At 47.5% G+C, this 16,273-nt stretch carries 13 protein-coding genes and 4 pseudogenes; all 17 read left to right on the top strand.

The features are described from left to right. Positions 1-76: 76 nt before the first annotated feature. The 17 genes and pseudogenes from fliL to ACH19P_RS06310 all read left to right on the top strand — a co-directional run bounded on the left by fliL (position 77) and on the right by ACH19P_RS06310 (position 16,270). Positions 77-607: a flagellar basal body-associated protein FliL gene (fliL, locus tag ACH19P_RS06230; protein WP_462157667.1), complete on the top strand. Its 531-nt coding sequence runs from the start codon at positions 77-79 to the stop codon at positions 605-607. Between the two features lie 11 nt (positions 608-618). Next, positions 619-1,713, top strand: coding sequence for a flagellar motor switch protein FliM (fliM, locus tag ACH19P_RS06235; protein ID WP_462157669.1), 1,095 nt, complete (start codon positions 619-621; stop codon positions 1,711-1,713). Between the two features lie 42 nt (positions 1,714-1,755). Then, positions 1,756-2,163, top strand: coding sequence for a flagellar motor switch protein FliN (gene fliN, locus ACH19P_RS06240; protein ID WP_462157671.1), 408 nt, complete (start codon positions 1,756-1,758; stop codon positions 2,161-2,163). A gap of 8 nt (positions 2,164-2,171) precedes the next feature. Beyond that, positions 2,172-2,561 (top strand): flagellar biosynthetic protein FliO, encoded by a 390-nt coding sequence (fliO, locus tag ACH19P_RS06245; protein ID WP_462159318.1) that lies wholly within the window; start codon positions 2,172-2,174, stop codon positions 2,559-2,561. A 4-nt stretch (positions 2,562-2,565) separates the two neighbouring features. Next, positions 2,566-3,309: a flagellar type III secretion system pore protein FliP gene (gene fliP, locus ACH19P_RS06250; protein WP_462157672.1), complete on the top strand. Its 744-nt coding sequence runs from the start codon at positions 2,566-2,568 to the stop codon at positions 3,307-3,309. Between the two features lie 2 nt (positions 3,310-3,311). Then, entirely contained in the window at positions 3,312-3,581 is a 270-nt protein-coding gene (gene fliQ / locus ACH19P_RS06255; RefSeq protein WP_462157673.1) for a flagellar biosynthesis protein FliQ, read from the top strand. Positions 3,582-3,583: 2 nt separating this feature from the next. Beyond that, the gene (gene fliR / locus ACH19P_RS06260; protein ID WP_462157674.1) at positions 3,584-4,363 is read left to right on the top strand and encodes a flagellar biosynthetic protein FliR; all 780 of its coding nucleotides are present in this window, start codon (positions 3,584-3,586) and stop codon (positions 4,361-4,363) included. Positions 4,364-4,372: 9 nt separating this feature from the next. Continuing rightward, positions 4,373-5,502, top strand: a pseudogene (flhB, locus tag ACH19P_RS06265) (flagellar biosynthesis protein FlhB). A 92-nt stretch (positions 5,503-5,594) separates the two neighbouring features. Next, a pseudogene (gene flhA / locus ACH19P_RS06270) lies at positions 5,595-7,699 on the top strand (flagellar biosynthesis protein FlhA). 86 nt (positions 7,700-7,785) lie between these two features. Then, positions 7,786-9,352: pseudogene (gene flhF, locus ACH19P_RS06275) on the top strand (flagellar biosynthesis protein FlhF). Continuing rightward, positions 9,345-10,206 (top strand): annotated as a pseudogene (locus ACH19P_RS06280) (MinD/ParA family protein). Before flhF ends, ACH19P_RS06280 begins: the two co-directional pseudogenes overlap by 8 nt. Positions 10,207-10,220: 14 nt before the next feature. Beyond that, positions 10,221-10,943, top strand: coding sequence for an RNA polymerase sigma factor FliA (locus ACH19P_RS06285; RefSeq protein WP_462157676.1), 723 nt, complete (start codon positions 10,221-10,223; stop codon positions 10,941-10,943). A gap of 40 nt (positions 10,944-10,983) precedes the next feature. Beyond that, a complete protein-coding gene (gene cheY, locus ACH19P_RS06290; protein ID WP_347391066.1) occupies positions 10,984-11,367 on the top strand; it encodes a chemotaxis response regulator CheY in 384 nt (127 codons plus the stop codon). An 18-nt stretch (positions 11,368-11,385) separates the two neighbouring features. Beyond that, positions 11,386-12,141, top strand: a complete 756-nt coding sequence (locus tag ACH19P_RS06295; RefSeq protein ID WP_462157678.1) for a protein phosphatase CheZ — start codon at positions 11,386-11,388, stop codon at positions 12,139-12,141. 15 nt (positions 12,142-12,156) lie between these two features. Further along, complete coding sequence (locus tag ACH19P_RS06300; protein ID WP_462157679.1) at positions 12,157-14,373, top strand: chemotaxis protein CheA; 2,217 nt, start codon at positions 12,157-12,159, stop codon at positions 14,371-14,373. A gap of 12 nt (positions 14,374-14,385) precedes the next feature. Next, on the top strand, positions 14,386-15,513 hold the full coding sequence (locus tag ACH19P_RS06305; RefSeq protein WP_462157680.1) for a protein-glutamate methylesterase/protein-glutamine glutaminase: 1,128 nt from the start codon (positions 14,386-14,388) through the stop codon (positions 15,511-15,513). Continuing rightward, on the top strand, positions 15,506-16,270 hold the full coding sequence (locus tag ACH19P_RS06310) for a flagellar motor protein (protein ID WP_462157681.1): 765 nt from the start codon (positions 15,506-15,508) through the stop codon (positions 16,268-16,270). Before ACH19P_RS06305 ends, ACH19P_RS06310 begins: the two co-directional genes overlap by 8 nt. The last annotated feature ends 3 nt before the right edge of the window (positions 16,271-16,273 follow it).

A 16,273-nucleotide genomic window follows, 5' to 3' on the forward strand; every position in this document is an offset into this window, starting at 1 on the left:
TTAGTGCTACATAAAGCAACTTGTTACCCTAAGATTAGGTTATTATAAATTTAAATACGTTTACTTGAGGCAACCGATGGCCGATGACAACCAAGCCGACCTGCAGATAGAAGAAGGCGGCTCCAAGAAAAAACTAATCATAATTATCGCCGTTGTTGTGTTACTTGCTGCGGGTGGTGGCGGTTATTTCATGTTTGCCGGTGGCGATGAGCCTGCGCCCGCTACGCTCGATCAAGAAGCTGGCGCAACGGGTGAAGCCCAGCCCGCAGGACCAAGCGCTCAACTAGGCAGCGCGTTGTACGTGGCGATGCCGCGACCATTTGTATTTAATGTCCCTGGTGCAGCACGAGACCGTATCGTCCAAATCAAAGTGCAGTTACTCGTGCGTGGCGAAGGTAACGAAGAAGCAGCAAAAAAACACATTCCTCTGATTGAAGGAACCTTATTGAGTGTTTTTGCCGGTACCAATGCTGATGAGCTCAGCACGGCCGCTGGCAAAGAATCGCTTCGAGATGAAGCGTTAGTAAAAGTTCAAGAAGCATTGCAAGGCGTAGAAAGCTCAAAAGTGGTTGAGCGAGTTCTTTTTACCGGCTTTGTAATGCAGTAACGAGGTGAAGCGTGAGTGATTTATTATCTCAAGACGAAATTGACGCGCTCTTACACGGCGTTGATGAAGTCGAGGAAGAAGATGTAGCTGACGGTGCCGGCGGTGGCAGCGACACTGCGCTTCAATACGACTTCTCATCGCAAGACCGTATTGTGCGTGGTCGTATGCCGACCCTTGAGATCGTTAATGAACGTTTTGCTCGTCATATGCGCATCAGTCTATTTAACATGATGCGTCGCACCGCTGAGGTGTCTATCAACGGTGTACAAATGATTAAATTTGGTGAATATATTCACACCTTATTTGTACCAACCAGTTTGAACATGGTGCGTTTTCGTCCGCTCAAAGGCACCGGTCTGATCACCATGGAAGCACGCTTGGTTTTTATTCTCGTCGATAACTTCTTTGGCGGTGACGGTCGTTACCATGCCAAAATTGAAGGCCGAGAGTTCACACCGACAGAACGCCGTATTGTGCAAATGCTACTTAAAATCATTTTTGAAGATTACAAAGAAGCATGGGCACCGGTTATGGATGTGTCGTTCGAATACCTCGACTCTGAAGTAAATCCGGCAATGGCGAACATTGTCAGCCCAACCGAAGTGGTAGTGATAAGTTCTTTCCACATTGAACTAGACGGTGGCGGCGGCGACTTCCATATTGCTTTGCCTTACTCCATGCTCGAACCTATTCGTGAGCTTCTGGACGCGGGTGTGCAATCTGACACCGAAGACACTGACTTACGTTGGTCAAAAGCGCTTCGTGATGAAATCATGGATGTCCAAGTTGAATTATCGACACGTTTGTTAGAAGTGGACTTATCACTTGAACAAGTGATGGAACTCAAAGCCGGTGACATCATCCCTGTGGAGATGCCTGAACACATCACTGTGTTTGTTGAAGACTTACCGACTTACCGAGCAAAAATGGGCCGTTCTCGCGACATGGTGGCGTTGCAAATTAGTGAGAAAATCAAACGCCCTGAATCGGTAAAATCTGAATTGCACGTTTTCACCAAAGGCGGCAAGAAGCTGGACTCAGATGCGGAATTAGCAGAATTAGAAGAAGACCTTCACCTAAGTGAAGGGGTAGACTTAGATTGGTAAAAAGCGCACAGTGAAAGTGCGTAGCAACAGAGGTTGTATGTAATGAGTGATGATCAAGATACCATGGACGAATGGGCAGCAGCCCTCGCCGAAGCTGAAGAAAGCGATACTGGCGGTGACCAAGGCGATGAAGCACATGTCGCTGAACTTGACGAGTTGTCAGCTAGTTCAGAGGTAACACCGGAAGACAAGCGCAAGCTTGATACGATCTTGGATATTCCTGTGACCATCTCTATGGAAGTTGGGCGCTCGAAGATTAATATTCGTAACCTATTGCAGTTGAACCAGGGCTCTGTCGTTGAGTTGGACCGCGTCGCAGGTGAACCACTTGATGTGTTGGTGAACGGTACCTTGATTGCGCACGGCGAAGTGGTCGTGGTCAATGACAAGTTCGGTATTCGTTTGACCGATGTCATCAGCCAAGTTGAGCGTATCAAGAAGTTACGATGATCCGATTTATTTCTCTAACATTGGCAATCTGCTTCCCTATTTGGGCGCAAGCTAATGTGAGTGCGGGGGCCACAGGTGACGCGCTGAACCTGAATGTGGTCTCCATGTTGCTTTCTTTGGTGTTGGTTGTGGTGACCATCATTGCCTTAGCATTTTTGGTTAAACGCTTTAATCCACACTTAGCCACCAGTGAAGATTTCAAAGTTGTTCGCTCGCTGACATTAGGCACAAAAGAACGGCTGCTGGTCGTGGAAATCGACAACAAGCAGCACCTTCTGGGGGTGACTCCCAATGCCATTAATTACTTATACGAATTACAAAAGCCGTTGCCAGAGCGTGAAATGACGCCCTTGGCGAAACAATTCAGCCAATTACTCAATACTAAAAATAAGACATAACACTATGAAATACTGGCTAATACTTCTTATTGCCGTGCTTGTGAGTCCAACAGCTTTTGCTGAGCAAGGATTGCCCGCAATTACCGTGACCACCAATGCCGATGGCACACAAGATTACTCCGTAACCTTACAAGTATTAGCCATTATGACAGCGCTGAGTTTTATCCCAGCAGCGGTGATCATGATGACTTCTTTTACCCGTATCATCGTCGTGTTGGCGATTTTGCGACAAGCAATTGGTTTGCAACAAACACCATCGAATCAGGTGTTGTTAGGGATGTCATTGTTCTTGAGTATCTTCATCATGGCGCCGATATACAATCAGGTGCACGACCAAGCAATCGCGCCTTACCTTGATGAAAAAATGACGTCAATGCAAGCGCTGGAAGCGGCAAAAGAGCCGATGAAAGCGTTTATGCTCTCGCAAACACGAATCAAGGATTTGGAAACGTTTGCGCAAATCGCAGGTTATGAGAAGCTGGATTCACCTGCGGATACGCCAATGATAGTCATTATTCCCGCATTCGTAACTAGCGAACTGCAAACTGCGTTTATCATTGGCTTTATGTTCTTTATTCCCTTTCTCATAGTAGACTTGGTGGTTGCCAGTGTCTTGATGGCGATGGGTATGATGATGCTCTCGCCGATGATCGTATCCTTACCGTTCAAAATCATGTTGTTTGTCTTGGTAGATGGCTGGTCATTGGTGATGGGCACGCTGGCGCGTAGCTTTGGATTGGGGACTTAATTATGGAACCGGGTGTTTTTGTCGATATTCTTAGTGATGCATTGTTCCTTGTGATCAAGCTTGTTTCGGCAATCATCGTTCCGAGTCTTCTGGTGGGCTTAGTCGTCGCCGTGTTCCAAGCCGCAACGTCAATTAACGAGCAGACACTGAGTTTTCTACCCCGTTTATTAGTGACTTTAACAGCGTTAATCATTGGTGGACACTGGTTTACTCAGCAGTTGATCGACTTCTTTACGCGTTTAGTGATGTCGATTCCAGAAATAGCGGGCTAGCAATGGAGTTCCCCTTTGCCGTTATTATTCAATGGCTCAGTGACTACTTACTTCCTCTGATCCGTGTACTCGCCATGTTGATGGTAATGGCGGGGATCGGCGCGAGAAATGTACCGTCGCGTATCAAACTCGGGTTGGCCTTAGTCATCGTAATCGTCGCCGTCCCAGTGTTACCACCGGTGCAGTTTACTAACCTCTTTTCCTTCGAAATGGTCCTTGTCGTGTTGCAACAGGTGCTGATTGGCGTTGCCATGGGATTTGCCTCGCAATTGCTGCTCAACACCTTCATTCTTGCAGGCCAAATTCTGGCGATGCAAACAGGTTTAGGCTTCGCGTCTGTAGTCGACCCGAGTAATGGTTTAAACGTGCCTGCGGTAGGCCAGTTTTACTTAATCCTGACGACGCTTTTGTTCTTTGTGCTTAATGGTCATTTGATGATGATACAAATGATAGTGCACAGTTTTATCGCCTTACCGATAGATGGAACGTGGTGGGCGGTTGACCACTACTGGGATATCGTCACCTGGGGCGGCTGGATGTTCACTAGCGCATTAGTGCTGGCACTGGCGCCGCTCACAGCCATGTTGGTGATTAATTTGTCTTTTGGGGTCATGACGAGAGCATCACCACAGCTTAATATTTTCTCGATAGGCTTCCCATTTACTTTGGTGGCCGGTCTTACAATCATTTGGGCAACCTTGAGTAACTTTATGGCGCAGTTTGAAGCGCAGTGGTTACGCATGGTGGAGCTGCTATGCTCCATGGCCGGTTGTGCCCCTTAGGAGTAGTTGATGGCTGAAGATTCAGGTCAAGAACGCACCGAGGAGCCCACGCCCAAGAAAATTCAAGAGGCGAGAAAAAGGGCCAGATAGCACGTTCAAAAGAACTTGGGACCACTTTCGTACTTATCATGTCGGCAGTGTCACTGCTGATCTTTGGTCCAGGGATCGGTTACGGCTTACATACTGTTATGGAGCGTATGCTCAGTCTTAGCCGCAATGAAACCTACGATACGACAAAAATGTTTGCGGCGTGGGGCGCAGTGGCAGAATCACTGGCCTATCCTTTGGCCATGTTTGTACTGGTTATCATTATCGCTGCCTTTATCGGGAACACCTTGCTGGGTGGTTTTAACTTTTCTTGGCAGGCAATGGCACCCAAAGCCAGTAAAATGTCACCGCTAAAAGGGATAAAACGCATGCTTGGGCCGCAAGCTGCGGTGGAACTTATCAAAGCAGTACTAAAGTTCTCTTTGGTCGCAGCGTGTGCATTTATGCTGATCAAAATGTACTTTTTCGAAATTCTCCATCTGAGTTTAGAGACTATACCGGGTAACATTGCACACGCACTCGAAATTTTGTCTTGGATGTTTCTTGCGCTTAGTTGCACCATGATTATTGTGTCGTTGATTGACGTACCTTACCAAAGTTATAACCACCACAAGCAGCTAAAAATGACGTTGCAAGAAGTCAAAGACGAGTACAAAAACTCTGAAGGTGACCCGCAAATAAAGGCGCGTATTCGTCGTACTCAGCGAGAAATGTCGCAACGTCGCATGATGCAAGCTGTGCCTGATGCTGATGTGGTAGTCACCAACCCGACACACTATTCTGTGGCATTGAAGTACGACACTGAACGCGCAGGTGCACCCATCATGGTCGCAAAAGGCGGGGATGAATTAGCGCTGCAAATTCGGAAAATCGCGATTGGCAATGATGTACCTATCGTCGAATCACCCGTACTTACCCGTGCGCTTTACCACACCACAGAGGTGGGTGAGCAAATCCCAGAGCAATTGTTTACAGCAGTGGCGCAAGTACTCGCCTATGTGTACCAGCTCAAACGGTTCCAAAAAGGCCGAGGCCGCAGACCGACTAAACTTGGGAACTCGTTGCCTATTCCTGACGACTATCAGTACTAACTAGCTAAATTATAAGTAAAATAACACTCATCAAAGCTGGCCTGGTCTTTGCACTAACCCCTGCAGTGTCAATTTTTTGCTGACTGCATTGTATGGATTTTAAGGCCGTTTAACCCAGCTAAATCGAGATAAAAAAGAGTATGCCAAAGGTGCAGGTACACCGCTTTTAGTACTTGCTGCTTTGGCGATGGTAGTACTCCCCATGCCGCCGTTTCTACTCGATATCTTATTCTCTTTTAACATCGCGCTCTCACTCGTGGTGCTATTGGTGACTGTTTACACCATGAAACCCCTTGAGTTTGGTATGTTCCCAGCCGTGTTATTGGTCGCCACCATCATGCGTTTAGCTCTGAACGTTGCCAGTACTCGTGTGGTGTTACTTGAGGGCCATCAGGGCGGCGATGCAGCGGGTAAGGTAATTGAAGCATTCGGCTCGGTTGTAATTGGCGGTAATTACGCTGTTGGTTTAGTGGTGTTCTTAATTCTCATCATTATCAACTTTGTTGTAATCACCAAAGGTGCAGGGCGAATTTCTGAAGTATCCGCACGTTTTACGCTTGATGCGATGCCGGGTAAGCAAATGGCGATTGATGCCGACTTAAACGCCGGTTTTATCAGTGCAGAACAGGCTCGAGAACGTCGTGAAGAAGTCACGCGCGAGGCGGACTTCTATGGTTCGATGGACGGTGCCAGTAAATTCGTTAAGGGCGATGCGATTGCTGGTATTGTGATTCTCGTTATCAACATAGTTGGTGGCTTGTTCGTTGGTATGATTCAACACGACTTAAGCTTTGGCAACGCGATGGAAGTGTATACCTTGTTGACCATAGGTGATGGTTTGGTGGCGCAGTTGCCGTCGTTACTTCTTTCTATCGGTACTGCGATTGTCGTTACACGTCAAAACGAATCACACAACATGGGTGAGCAAGTCAAAGCCCAGCTCGGCAATGAAAAAGCGTTATGGATCGCTTGTGGTATCTTGATCACCATGGGTCTTGTTCCAGGAATGCCTCATATCGCTTTCCTCGGTTTAGGCAGTCTTATTGGCTTCGTAGCCTACTATTCACAAAAGCAGGCGCGTATTGCTCAGCAAGAAGAACAAGAAAAAAATACCAGCGGTGGAAACACCAATGTTGCGACTCGTGACGAGCCCAAAGAGTTGGGTTGGGATGACGTACAACAAGTTGACGTGATTGGTCTAGAAGTAGGCTATCGACTGATCCCACTTGTGGATCAGGCGCAAGGCGGTGAGCTATTAAGCCGTATTAAAGGCGTGCGTAAGAAATTATCGCAAGAGTTTGGCTTCTTAGTACCGCCGGTACACATTCGCGATAACCTTGAGTTAGACCCGAATGCTTACCGCATCACATTAATGGGGGTGGGCAGCGGTGACGGTGAACTTAGCCATGGTGACGAACTGGCAATCAACCCAGGACAAGTATTTGGCCCTGTGAATGGTGTTGCCACTAAAGACCCCGCATTTGGCTTGGACGCTGTGTGGATTAAACCCGATCAAAAAGACGAGGCGCAGTCGCTCGGTTACACCGTGGTAGATGCTGCAACAGTGGTTGCCACCCATATTAGCCAGCTATTAACTAACAATGCATCGCTACTTCTTGGCCACGAAGAAGTACAGAGCTTGCTGGATATGTTAGCCAAAAGCCATCCACGCCTTGTTGAAGGTTTAGTGCCGGATGTTCTACCACTCACAACCGTGGTTAAAGTGTTACAAAACCTACTCAATGAAGGCGTCGCTATTCGTGATATGCGCACGATAGTGCAGACCTTAGTTGAGTATGGTCCACGTAGCCAAGATCCAGATGTATTAACGGCTGCGGTACGAATTTCATTGCGCCGACTCATCGTCCAAGATGCGGTCGGTGCCAGCCCAGAAATCCCTGTCATAACATTGGCGCCTGAGTTGGAACAGATGTTGCATAAGTCACTTCAGAATGCGGGAGATGAAGGTGCAGGCATTGAGCCTGGACTCGCGGAGCGACTACAAATGTCACTGAGCGAAGCCCACCAAAGCCAAGAAATGGCGGGTGAACCTTCCATCTTATTGACCTCAGGAATGCTGCGAACTGTGTTGTCACGATTTGTGAAATACACCATTCCGGGACTCAAGGTGATGTCTTACCAAGAGGTTCCTGATGAGCGTCAAATTAAGATTGTAAGCTCCGTAGGACAGCAATAAACAAACGGCGATGCCAATGGCTTAGCCAACAGAAATAGCCGTTACGCTAAGCCATTTGGTGGCACCGATTGTGAGAGGGTGAACTTATGAAAATCAAACGTTTTTTTGCAAAAGACATGCGCACTGCGCTTAAAGAAGTAAAAGATGAGCTCGGTGCCGATGCAGTTATTATGTCGAATAAGAAACTTGCAGATGGTGTTGAAATCGTCGCGGCGATTGACCATGAGCGTCCAGCCCCAGCGAGCACTTCAGCGCCGCAAATGAAGGCCGCGTCAAATCAGCAGAGTTCTCAGCAAATCACGCAATCGCAGTCAGGTGTTCAACCGAGTCGTCAATCGAACCGTATTGTTCAGCCGCAAACTCGCTTTAATCGTCCGCAACCGCAAGAATCAAATAACGGCGTTGCAGATTCATTGCAAGCGCTGTTAGAGCGCCAAAACCCGCAACCAAAGAATGCCGTTTTGGCTGACATGTTCTCGCAATCTGGGATTGACTTAAGTGCCCGTGGTCACTCACGTGTACAGCAAACAACGCCCGCATACGAAGAAACAAGAGTCCCGTGCATTTACACAATCAGACACGCCTCGCAATCAGCAGATGGCTGCGCCTGCACACCTTGATGATGATTTAGATGGGGATGATTTTGCTGACTTTGCAGCGTCATCGCCTGCGCGTGACAGTCGTTCACAAGCCTCGGCTGTGAATAATGATGAAGTCACTGCGATGCGTGATGAAATGAACGCGATACGTCAATTGTTGGAACATCAAGTCTCTGGCTTGTTATATCAAGACCGAGCTCGTCGCGATCCAACGAGAGCGTGCTTTATTGAACGTCTTCAGGGCATGGGCATTGAAACCCAAGTGGCAGAACAACTTGTGCGTTATGTGCCTGATGACTTGTCGCGTAAAGAGGCATGGCAGGTTGTGCTCGAAATGATGCATAAACAAATGCACACCACGGGCAACGAAATTTTGCGTCATGGTGGCGTGTATGCGTTAGTGGGGCCAACTGGGGTCGGTAAAACAACGACAGTCGCTAAGCTTGCAGCATTGGGTGCGCAGAAATATGGCGCTGACAATGTTGCATTGATTACCACTGATACCTACCGTATTGGTGCGTTCGAACAGCTTGCGACCTATGGGCGCATCATTGGTTGTTCTGTGAAACAAGTAAAAGATGCCAATGAACTGGCCGATGTGCTTTATCAACTTCGCAATAAGCGTCTAGTATTAATTGACACAGCGGGTATGAGCCAGCGCGATTTACGTTTAAGTGAACAATTAAATACGCTTATGCGTAATGCGTCAGTGGATATCCGAAGCTATTTAGTTTTAAGTGCAACGGCACAGCGAGAAGTGTTGCAAGAGTCAATCAAACACTTCCAAAAAATTGACTTAAGTGGCTGTATTTTCACCAAACTTGATGAAAGTCTAAGTTTAGGCGAGATTATGAGTGTAGCGATTCAAAATCGCCTCCCAATAGGGTATCTTACTAACGGTCAGCGTGTTCCAGAAGATATTCGAGTAGCAAACTCAGAAAAAATGGTTAGAAAGGCTGAACAATTGTTTATTAAACGTCAAAAAGCAAAACAAACAGCAGCTCCAGGGGGGCGTCAGGCAGTGGCGTCTCAAGCAGTAGGAATGTATGATTAACACAGTGCACGATCAAGCAAGCGGCCTTCGTAGAATGAATCAGAATAATAATCAAGGCGTTAAAGTCATCGCCGTTACAGGCGGCAAAGGTGGCGTAGGTAAAACTAATGTATCGCTTAACCTGGCTATCGCTTTGGGACAGCAGGGCAAACGTGTCCTCGTCCTCGATGCCGATTTAGGGTTAGCCAACTGTGACGTTATGCTTGGTCTGCGTGTTGAAAAAAACCTTTCTCATGTACTCAGTGGCGAGTGTGATTTACGCGATATTCTTGTCACGGGTCCGGCGGGCATTCGTATTGCCCCAGCAACCTCGGGTTCTCAGTCTATGGTTGAATTAAGTCCAGCGGAGCACGCCGGGCTTATTCGTGCGTTTAGTGAACTCGATAATGAATTTGACGTTCTCATTGTTGATACCGCTGCGGGTATCTCTGATATGGTGTTGAGCTTTTCGCGCGCGTCACAAGATGTCGTTGTTGTCGTCTGTGATGAGCCCACATCCATTACTGATGCCTACGCACTCATTAAAATATTAAGTCGTGAGCACGGCGTATATAAATTCAAAATTGTTGCCAACATGGTGCGTAGTTTACGTGAAGGCCAAGACCTCTTTGCTAAGCTTTCTAAAGTGACAGATCGATTCTTAGATGTGGCTTTGGAATTGGTGGCAACCATCCCTTACGATGAAAACATGCGTAAATCGACACGTCGTCAAAAAGCCGTCGTTGATTCTGTTTCCTAATTCACCTGCGTCTGTGTCACTTAAAAGTTTGGCCAGCAAGGCAGTGAAATGGCCTGTTCCGAATCAGCCTTCAGGCCACCTAGAGTTTTTTATTGAGAAGTTAGTCAATAACTAGCGGTTAGAGCAACTATGAATAGAGTCGCCGGGTATCAGCATCAACAGCAACTAAACTCTCTCGTAGAGCGACATGCAGCACTGGTAAAACGTGTCGCGTGCCACCTATTGGCACGTTTACCCGCTAGCGTTCAACTCGATGATTTAATTCAGTCCGGCATGATAGGTCTTATTGAAGCCTCTAAAACCTTCGATGCATCGAAAGGCGCGAGCTTTGAAACTTTCGCCGGTATTCGCATTCGTGGCGCGATGCTTGATGAGATACGCCGTGGTGATTGGGCGCCTCGTTCTGTGCACAGAAACAGTCGCTCGGTTGCGCAAGCGATAAATGAGCTAGAAGGCTTGTTAGGTCGCGAGCCGAAGGATGTTGAAGTAGCTGAAAAACTTGATATTTCCCTTGATGAATACCATCATATTTTAAATGATGTAAATTGTTCTAAGGTGCTAGGCATTGAGGACTTGGGTGTGGATGAAGATGTCATCGTCACTCACAGTGATCAATCAGACACGGGCAAACCCTATGCGAGTGTCCAAAGCGAACGCTTTAACAGCGCATTAGTGGAGGCGATTAAGTCGCTACCTGAACGCGATGCGTTGGTGCTATCGTTGTACTACAACGATGAAATGAATTTAAAAGAAATAGGGCAAATACTAGACGTTAGCGAGTCTCGTGTGAGCCAAATCCATGGTCAGGCAATGATTAAGCTTAAAGCGAAAGTCAGTGACTGGGTCAATTAGTAGTAAGTAGAAACAGGTTCATACCTCACTGGAGGATACTTTGGATAAGAACATGAAAATTCTTGTGGTTGATGACTTTTCAACGATGAGAAGAATCATTAAAAACCTTTTGCGTGATTTAGGCTTTACCAACGTGCAAGAAGCGGATGACGGTAGCACAGCATTACCAATGTTACAGAATCAAGAGTTTGATTTTGTGGTAACAGATTGGAATATGCCAGGTATGCAGGGCATCGACCTTCTTCGTGCTATTCGCGCAGACGATAACCTAAAACACATTCCAGTATTGATGGTGACTGCGGAAGCCAAGAAAGAGCAAATTATTGCAGCAGCACAAGCAGGCGTGAATGGCTATATTGTTAAACCATTTACTGCAGCGACGCTGAAAACAAAATTGGATAAAGTGTTCGAGCGTTTAGGTTAACAGATTAAGGAGAGGCATATGTCAGCTCCCGCTGCACCTCATATTACCCTAGAACAGGCTAAGCAGCTTGTTTCCTTTCTTGAACAAGGTGAGCAGGAAAAAGCTGACCAGCTGATCCTCGATGCTGCTTCCAAAGAGCAATCTGAACTATTTGCCGAAGTGGGTAAACTCACTCGGCAGCTTCATGAGTCACTAAAGAATTTTCAATTAGATACCCGCCTGACAAATCTGACTCATGAAGCCATACCTGACGCCAAGCAACGGCTAAACTATGTCATGGAAATGACTGAACAGGCCGCAAATAAAACCATGGATGCGGTCGAAGCTAGCCTTCCAATTGCTGAGCGATTGTCGACGGATTTACACCAAATCAAACCCTCTTGGGATAAATTGATGCGCCGAGATTTAGAAATCGGTGAATTCAAGCAATTATGCCACCAACTCGATGGGTTTATGGGACGCTCTCAAGAAAGCACGTTGGAGCTGCATGATTTACTCAACAATGTGTTGATGGCACAAGACTATCAAGACCTCACGGGTCAGGTCATTCGTCGCGTTATTGAGTTAGTACGTGAAGTTGAAGACAGTTTGATTAATTTACTGACGGTCTTTGCCGGTGAAGAAGTGGATGCAAATGCTCTCGAGCGTGAAAAAGCAACCTCTTCGGTCGGTGGTGAAGGTGCAGAAGGCCCTATCATAGATTCAGAGTCGAGAGACGACGTAGTATCAGGCCAAGATGAAGTAGATGACTTGTTGTCGAGTCTAGGGTTCTAAGAGGAGAGCGGTTGCATGAGCTTTGAAGTAGATGAAGATATTTTACAAGACTTCTTGGTGGAAGCGGGTGAAATCTTAGAACTGCTCTCTGAGCAATTGGTTGAGCTTGAAAACAATCCTGATGATAAGGATTTACTCAACGCTATTTTTCGCGGTTTCCACACCGTGAAAGGGGGTGCCGGATTTCTGGGTATGAACGAGCTTGTGGATGCGTGTCACGGTGCGGAGAATGTGTTTGATATTCTTCGTCAAGGTAAGCGCAGCGTTACAGCTGAGCTAATGGACGTGATTTTGCAAGCGCTGGATACCATCAACGAGATGTTTGCGCATATTCAAGCACGAGAAGAGCCTGAACCTGCAGATCCTCACCTACTTGAAATACTACACCAACTCAGTGAACCTGAAGTGGCGGGTGAGCAAATAGCAACGGTTGCACCTGTCGAGGTTGCAGCTCCTGCGCCCGTTGAACCAGAGCCTGAAGCGGATATTGATATGGGCTTTGGTGATGACATCCTGTTCGATATGGATGGCGGTGATGTGACCGACGAAAGTATCGATGAGATTACTGAAGAAGAGTTTGAACATTTACTCGACGAGTTACACGGTGCTGGAAAAGGCCCCTCAGCAGAGACTCAGGGCGATGACACACCGAGTCATGGAGGTGATGATGATATCACTGATGACGAGTTCGACTCGCTACTAGACGAACTCCATGGCGCGGGCAGCTTTGGTGTTATTAGTGATAATTCAGCGCCGGCCGCGCCGAGTACACCGACGCCAGAACCTGTGAGTGAAGACGTGTCAGCCGCTGGCGACGACGAAGAAATTACCGAAGACGAATTTGACGCTTTACTCGATGAATTGCATGGAAAAGGGAACGCACCTTCTGCTGCAGATAAACAAGCTGCAGCCGAGCCTGTTAAGACGCCCGCAGCGAAAGCTGTAACATCTGCGCCTGCGGCCACCCCTCCTGCAGCAGCTAAACCTGCCGCAAGTTCCGTCGCTGCCGCAGAAGCGAAAAAGCCTGCAGCGAAAGCGCCACCCCCAGCACAAGCAGAAACGACTGTGCGTGTTGATACCAAACGCTTAGATCAGATCATGAATATGGTGGGTGAGCTCGTGTTGGTGCGTAACCGCCTAGTCACCTTGGCGAACAACACCAACAGTGAAGACATGGGCAAGGCAATCTCTAATCTTGATGTCGTTACCGCTGATCTACAAGGGGCAGTGATGGCAACACGGATGCAACCAATCAAAAAGGTGTTTGGTCGCTTCCCTCGCGTGGTGCGAGACTTAGCCCGTAGCTTACAAAAAGATATCTCTCTGGTGCTCGAGGGCGAAGAAACGGACTTGGATAAAAACTTGGTTGAAGCGCTGGCAGATCCGTTGGTGCATTTAGTACGAAACTCGGTCGACCATGGTATCGAAATGCCAGATGTGCGTGAACAAGCAGGTAAGTCGCGCACTGGCCTTGTGACTTTGTCAGCATCGCAGCAAGGTGATCATATTCTCCTCAGCATCCAAGATGATGGCGCGGGTATGGACCCTGAAAAACTTAAAAAAATTGCAATTGGTAAAGGTGTCATTGATCACGACCAAGCAGCAAGACTGAGTGATACTGAGGCCTATAATCTTATTTTTGCGCCTGGGTTCTCGACCAAAGAAGAAATTTCCGACATCTCTGGACGCGGTGTGGGTATGGACGTGGTTAAGACTAAGATTAGTCAGCTCAACGGTACTATAAACATTGAGTCGCAACTCGGTATTGGCACACGTCTAGATATTAAAGTGCCGCTAACACTCGCTATTTTGCCGACGCTAATGGTCATTGTTGGTTCTCAGACTTTCGCGCTACCTTTGGCTGCAGTGAGCGAAATATTCCACTTAGACTTAACCAAAACAAATGTGGTTGACGGTCAATTGACTATTATTGTGCGCGAAAAAGCAGTACCACTATTTTACCTTGAGCATTGGCTCGTCAAAGGCGCAGATCGCTCCTTACGCAAAGCTCAGGGTCATGTTGTAATCGTACAATTAGGCACACAGCAAATTGGTTTTGTGGTTGATTCACTGATCGGCCAAGAAGAAGTTGTAATTAAGCCGCTTGATGCCTTGTTGCAAGGTACTCCCGGTATGGCGGGCGCAACCATCACCTCTGACGGTGGTATCGCGCTTATTCTGGATGTGCCTAGCATGCTTAAACACTATGCTGGTCGCTCAAGTGTTAACTAATTAGAGTACCCCATGGCTGTAAAAGTATTAATTGTTGATGACTCCAGCTTCTTTCGCCGTCGTGTCACTGAGATTCTTGAAGGTGATAGCCAAATTGAAGTCATTGATACTGCGGTGAACGGTGCTGATGCCGTAGAGAAAGCCGCTGCTTTGCGCCCTGACGTTATTACCATGGACGTCGAAATGCCAGTTTTAGATGGTATTTCTGCAGTTAAACAAATCATGGCTAAGACGCCAACGCCAATTTTAATGTTTTCCTCTTTGACTCGCGAGGGTGCCAGTGCGACCCTGGATGCACTTGACGCTGGCGCATTGGATTTTCTGCCGAAGAAATTCGAAGACATAGCGCGAAATAATCAAGATGCGGTGGAAATACTGCGCCAAAAAGTCAAAGAGCTTGGCCGAAGACGTTTAGCTCGTTTCAGCCGACCTGTTTCTACGGCGTACACGCCTGCAAAACCATTGGCGGGTTCAAGAACAACGACCCAGCCAGATAAAACTTTCCAACGCACGGCACCTGAGGCGGTAACACCGGCCAGTCAATACCGTGCGTCGGGTAAAAAGTATCGCTTGGTCGTGATTGGGACTTCCACTGGAGGACCTGTAGCGCTGCAAAAAATTCTTACTCAGTTGCCTGCTGATTTTCCTTTGCCTATTTTATTGGTGCAGCATATGCCTGCAGCGTTTACGCCTGCTTTTGCACAGCGTCTCAATAACTTATGCAAAATTGAAGTCAAAGAAGCGCAACAGGGTGACAGATTAAAACCAGGTGCTGCCTATTTGGCACCGGGTGGTCAGCAAATGATGTTTGATGGGCGCTCGTCTCAGGCGTCGTTGAAAGTATTCGTTGATGATAACCCAAGAACAACCTATAAACCGAGCGTAGACATCACCTTTGCTAGTAGTGCAAAGCAATTTGGTGGTGATGTGCTGGCCATTGTTTTAACTGGCATGGGTGCTGATGGTCGAGAAGGCGCGCGTATGCTCAAACAAAGTGGTTCTAAAGTATGGGCACAGGATGAGCAGTCGTGCGTTGTCTATGGTATGCCTCAGGCGATCGCAAATGCAGGTTTGCATGATCATCAAGCCGCATTAGACGACATTGCCAACCACCTAATAAAGGAAGTGGGCCGTGGATAAACTCTCGGTAATTGGGTTAGTTGTTGCGCTGGGCGCAATCCTCCTCGGCTTCGGGATGGAAGGTGGGGTTATTTCAGGGCTGTTTCATGGACCCGCTTTTATCATCGTTTTCGGTGGTACTGTCGGTGCTGTCATGTTGCAATCGCAATTGCCGACCTTTAAGAAGTCATTAGAAATCTTTAAATGGGTGTTCACCCCTCCACATTACGACGCCCCAGCGGGTATAGAACAAATTAAAAACTGGACCAGTACGGCTCGTCAGAAAGGGTATTTGGCGCTTGAAGAAGAGGCGTTAACGAGTGAAGACCCCTACGCAGCTAAGGGGTTGAGTCTATTGATTGATGGTTCACAAGAAGAGCGTCTGCGCGACACCTTGGACATAGAGCTGACGCTCGAGCGCGAACGGTTATTGGACGCAGCACGCGTGTATGAAGCCATGGGCGGCTATGCGCCAACGATTGGTATCTTAGGCGCGGTGTTAGGGTTAATTCAAGCAATGGCGTATATCACAGAGCCAGAGAAGTTAGGTGTAGGCGTTGCTACCGCATTTTTGGCGACGATTTATGGTGTTGGTTTAGCCAACCTCGTGTTCTTACCTGTGGCCAATAAACTTAAGCAAGTTATTGAAGACAAAATGCTTTATCACGAGCTCATTGCAGAAGGGATCATCGCCATGCAAGTCGGAGAGAGTCCGGCAAATATTGAGCTGAAACTTGAGGCCTACATTGCTGAGCGCCATGTAAGTTCAGGGTATTAGTTC

The sequence above is a fragment of the Pseudoalteromonas sp. GB56 genome (genome assembly GCF_054923835.1).

Excerpts from the sequence above, each read along its gene's own strand:
- fliL (WP_462157667.1), top strand. The coding sequence starts at position 77 with ATGGCCGATGACAACCAAGCCGACCTGCAGATAGAAGAAGGCGGCTCC.
- fliN (WP_462157671.1), top strand. The coding sequence starts at position 1,756 with ATGAGTGATGATCAAGATACCATGGACGAATGGGCAGCAGCCCTCGCC.
- fliP (WP_462157672.1), top strand. The coding sequence starts at position 2,566 with ATGAAATACTGGCTAATACTTCTTATTGCCGTGCTTGTGAGTCCAACA.
- fliQ (WP_462157673.1), top strand. The coding sequence starts at position 3,312 with ATGGAACCGGGTGTTTTTGTCGATATTCTTAGTGATGCATTGTTCCTT.
- fliR (WP_462157674.1), top strand. The coding sequence starts at position 3,584 with ATGGAGTTCCCCTTTGCCGTTATTATTCAATGGCTCAGTGACTACTTA.
- ACH19P_RS06285 (WP_462157676.1), top strand. The coding sequence starts at position 10,221 with ATGAATAGAGTCGCCGGGTATCAGCATCAACAGCAACTAAACTCTCTC.
- ACH19P_RS06295 (WP_462157678.1), top strand. The coding sequence starts at position 11,386 with ATGTCAGCTCCCGCTGCACCTCATATTACCCTAGAACAGGCTAAGCAG.
- ACH19P_RS06300 (WP_462157679.1), top strand. The coding sequence starts at position 12,157 with ATGAGCTTTGAAGTAGATGAAGATATTTTACAAGACTTCTTGGTGGAA.
- ACH19P_RS06305 (WP_462157680.1), top strand. The coding sequence starts at position 14,386 with ATGGCTGTAAAAGTATTAATTGTTGATGACTCCAGCTTCTTTCGCCGT.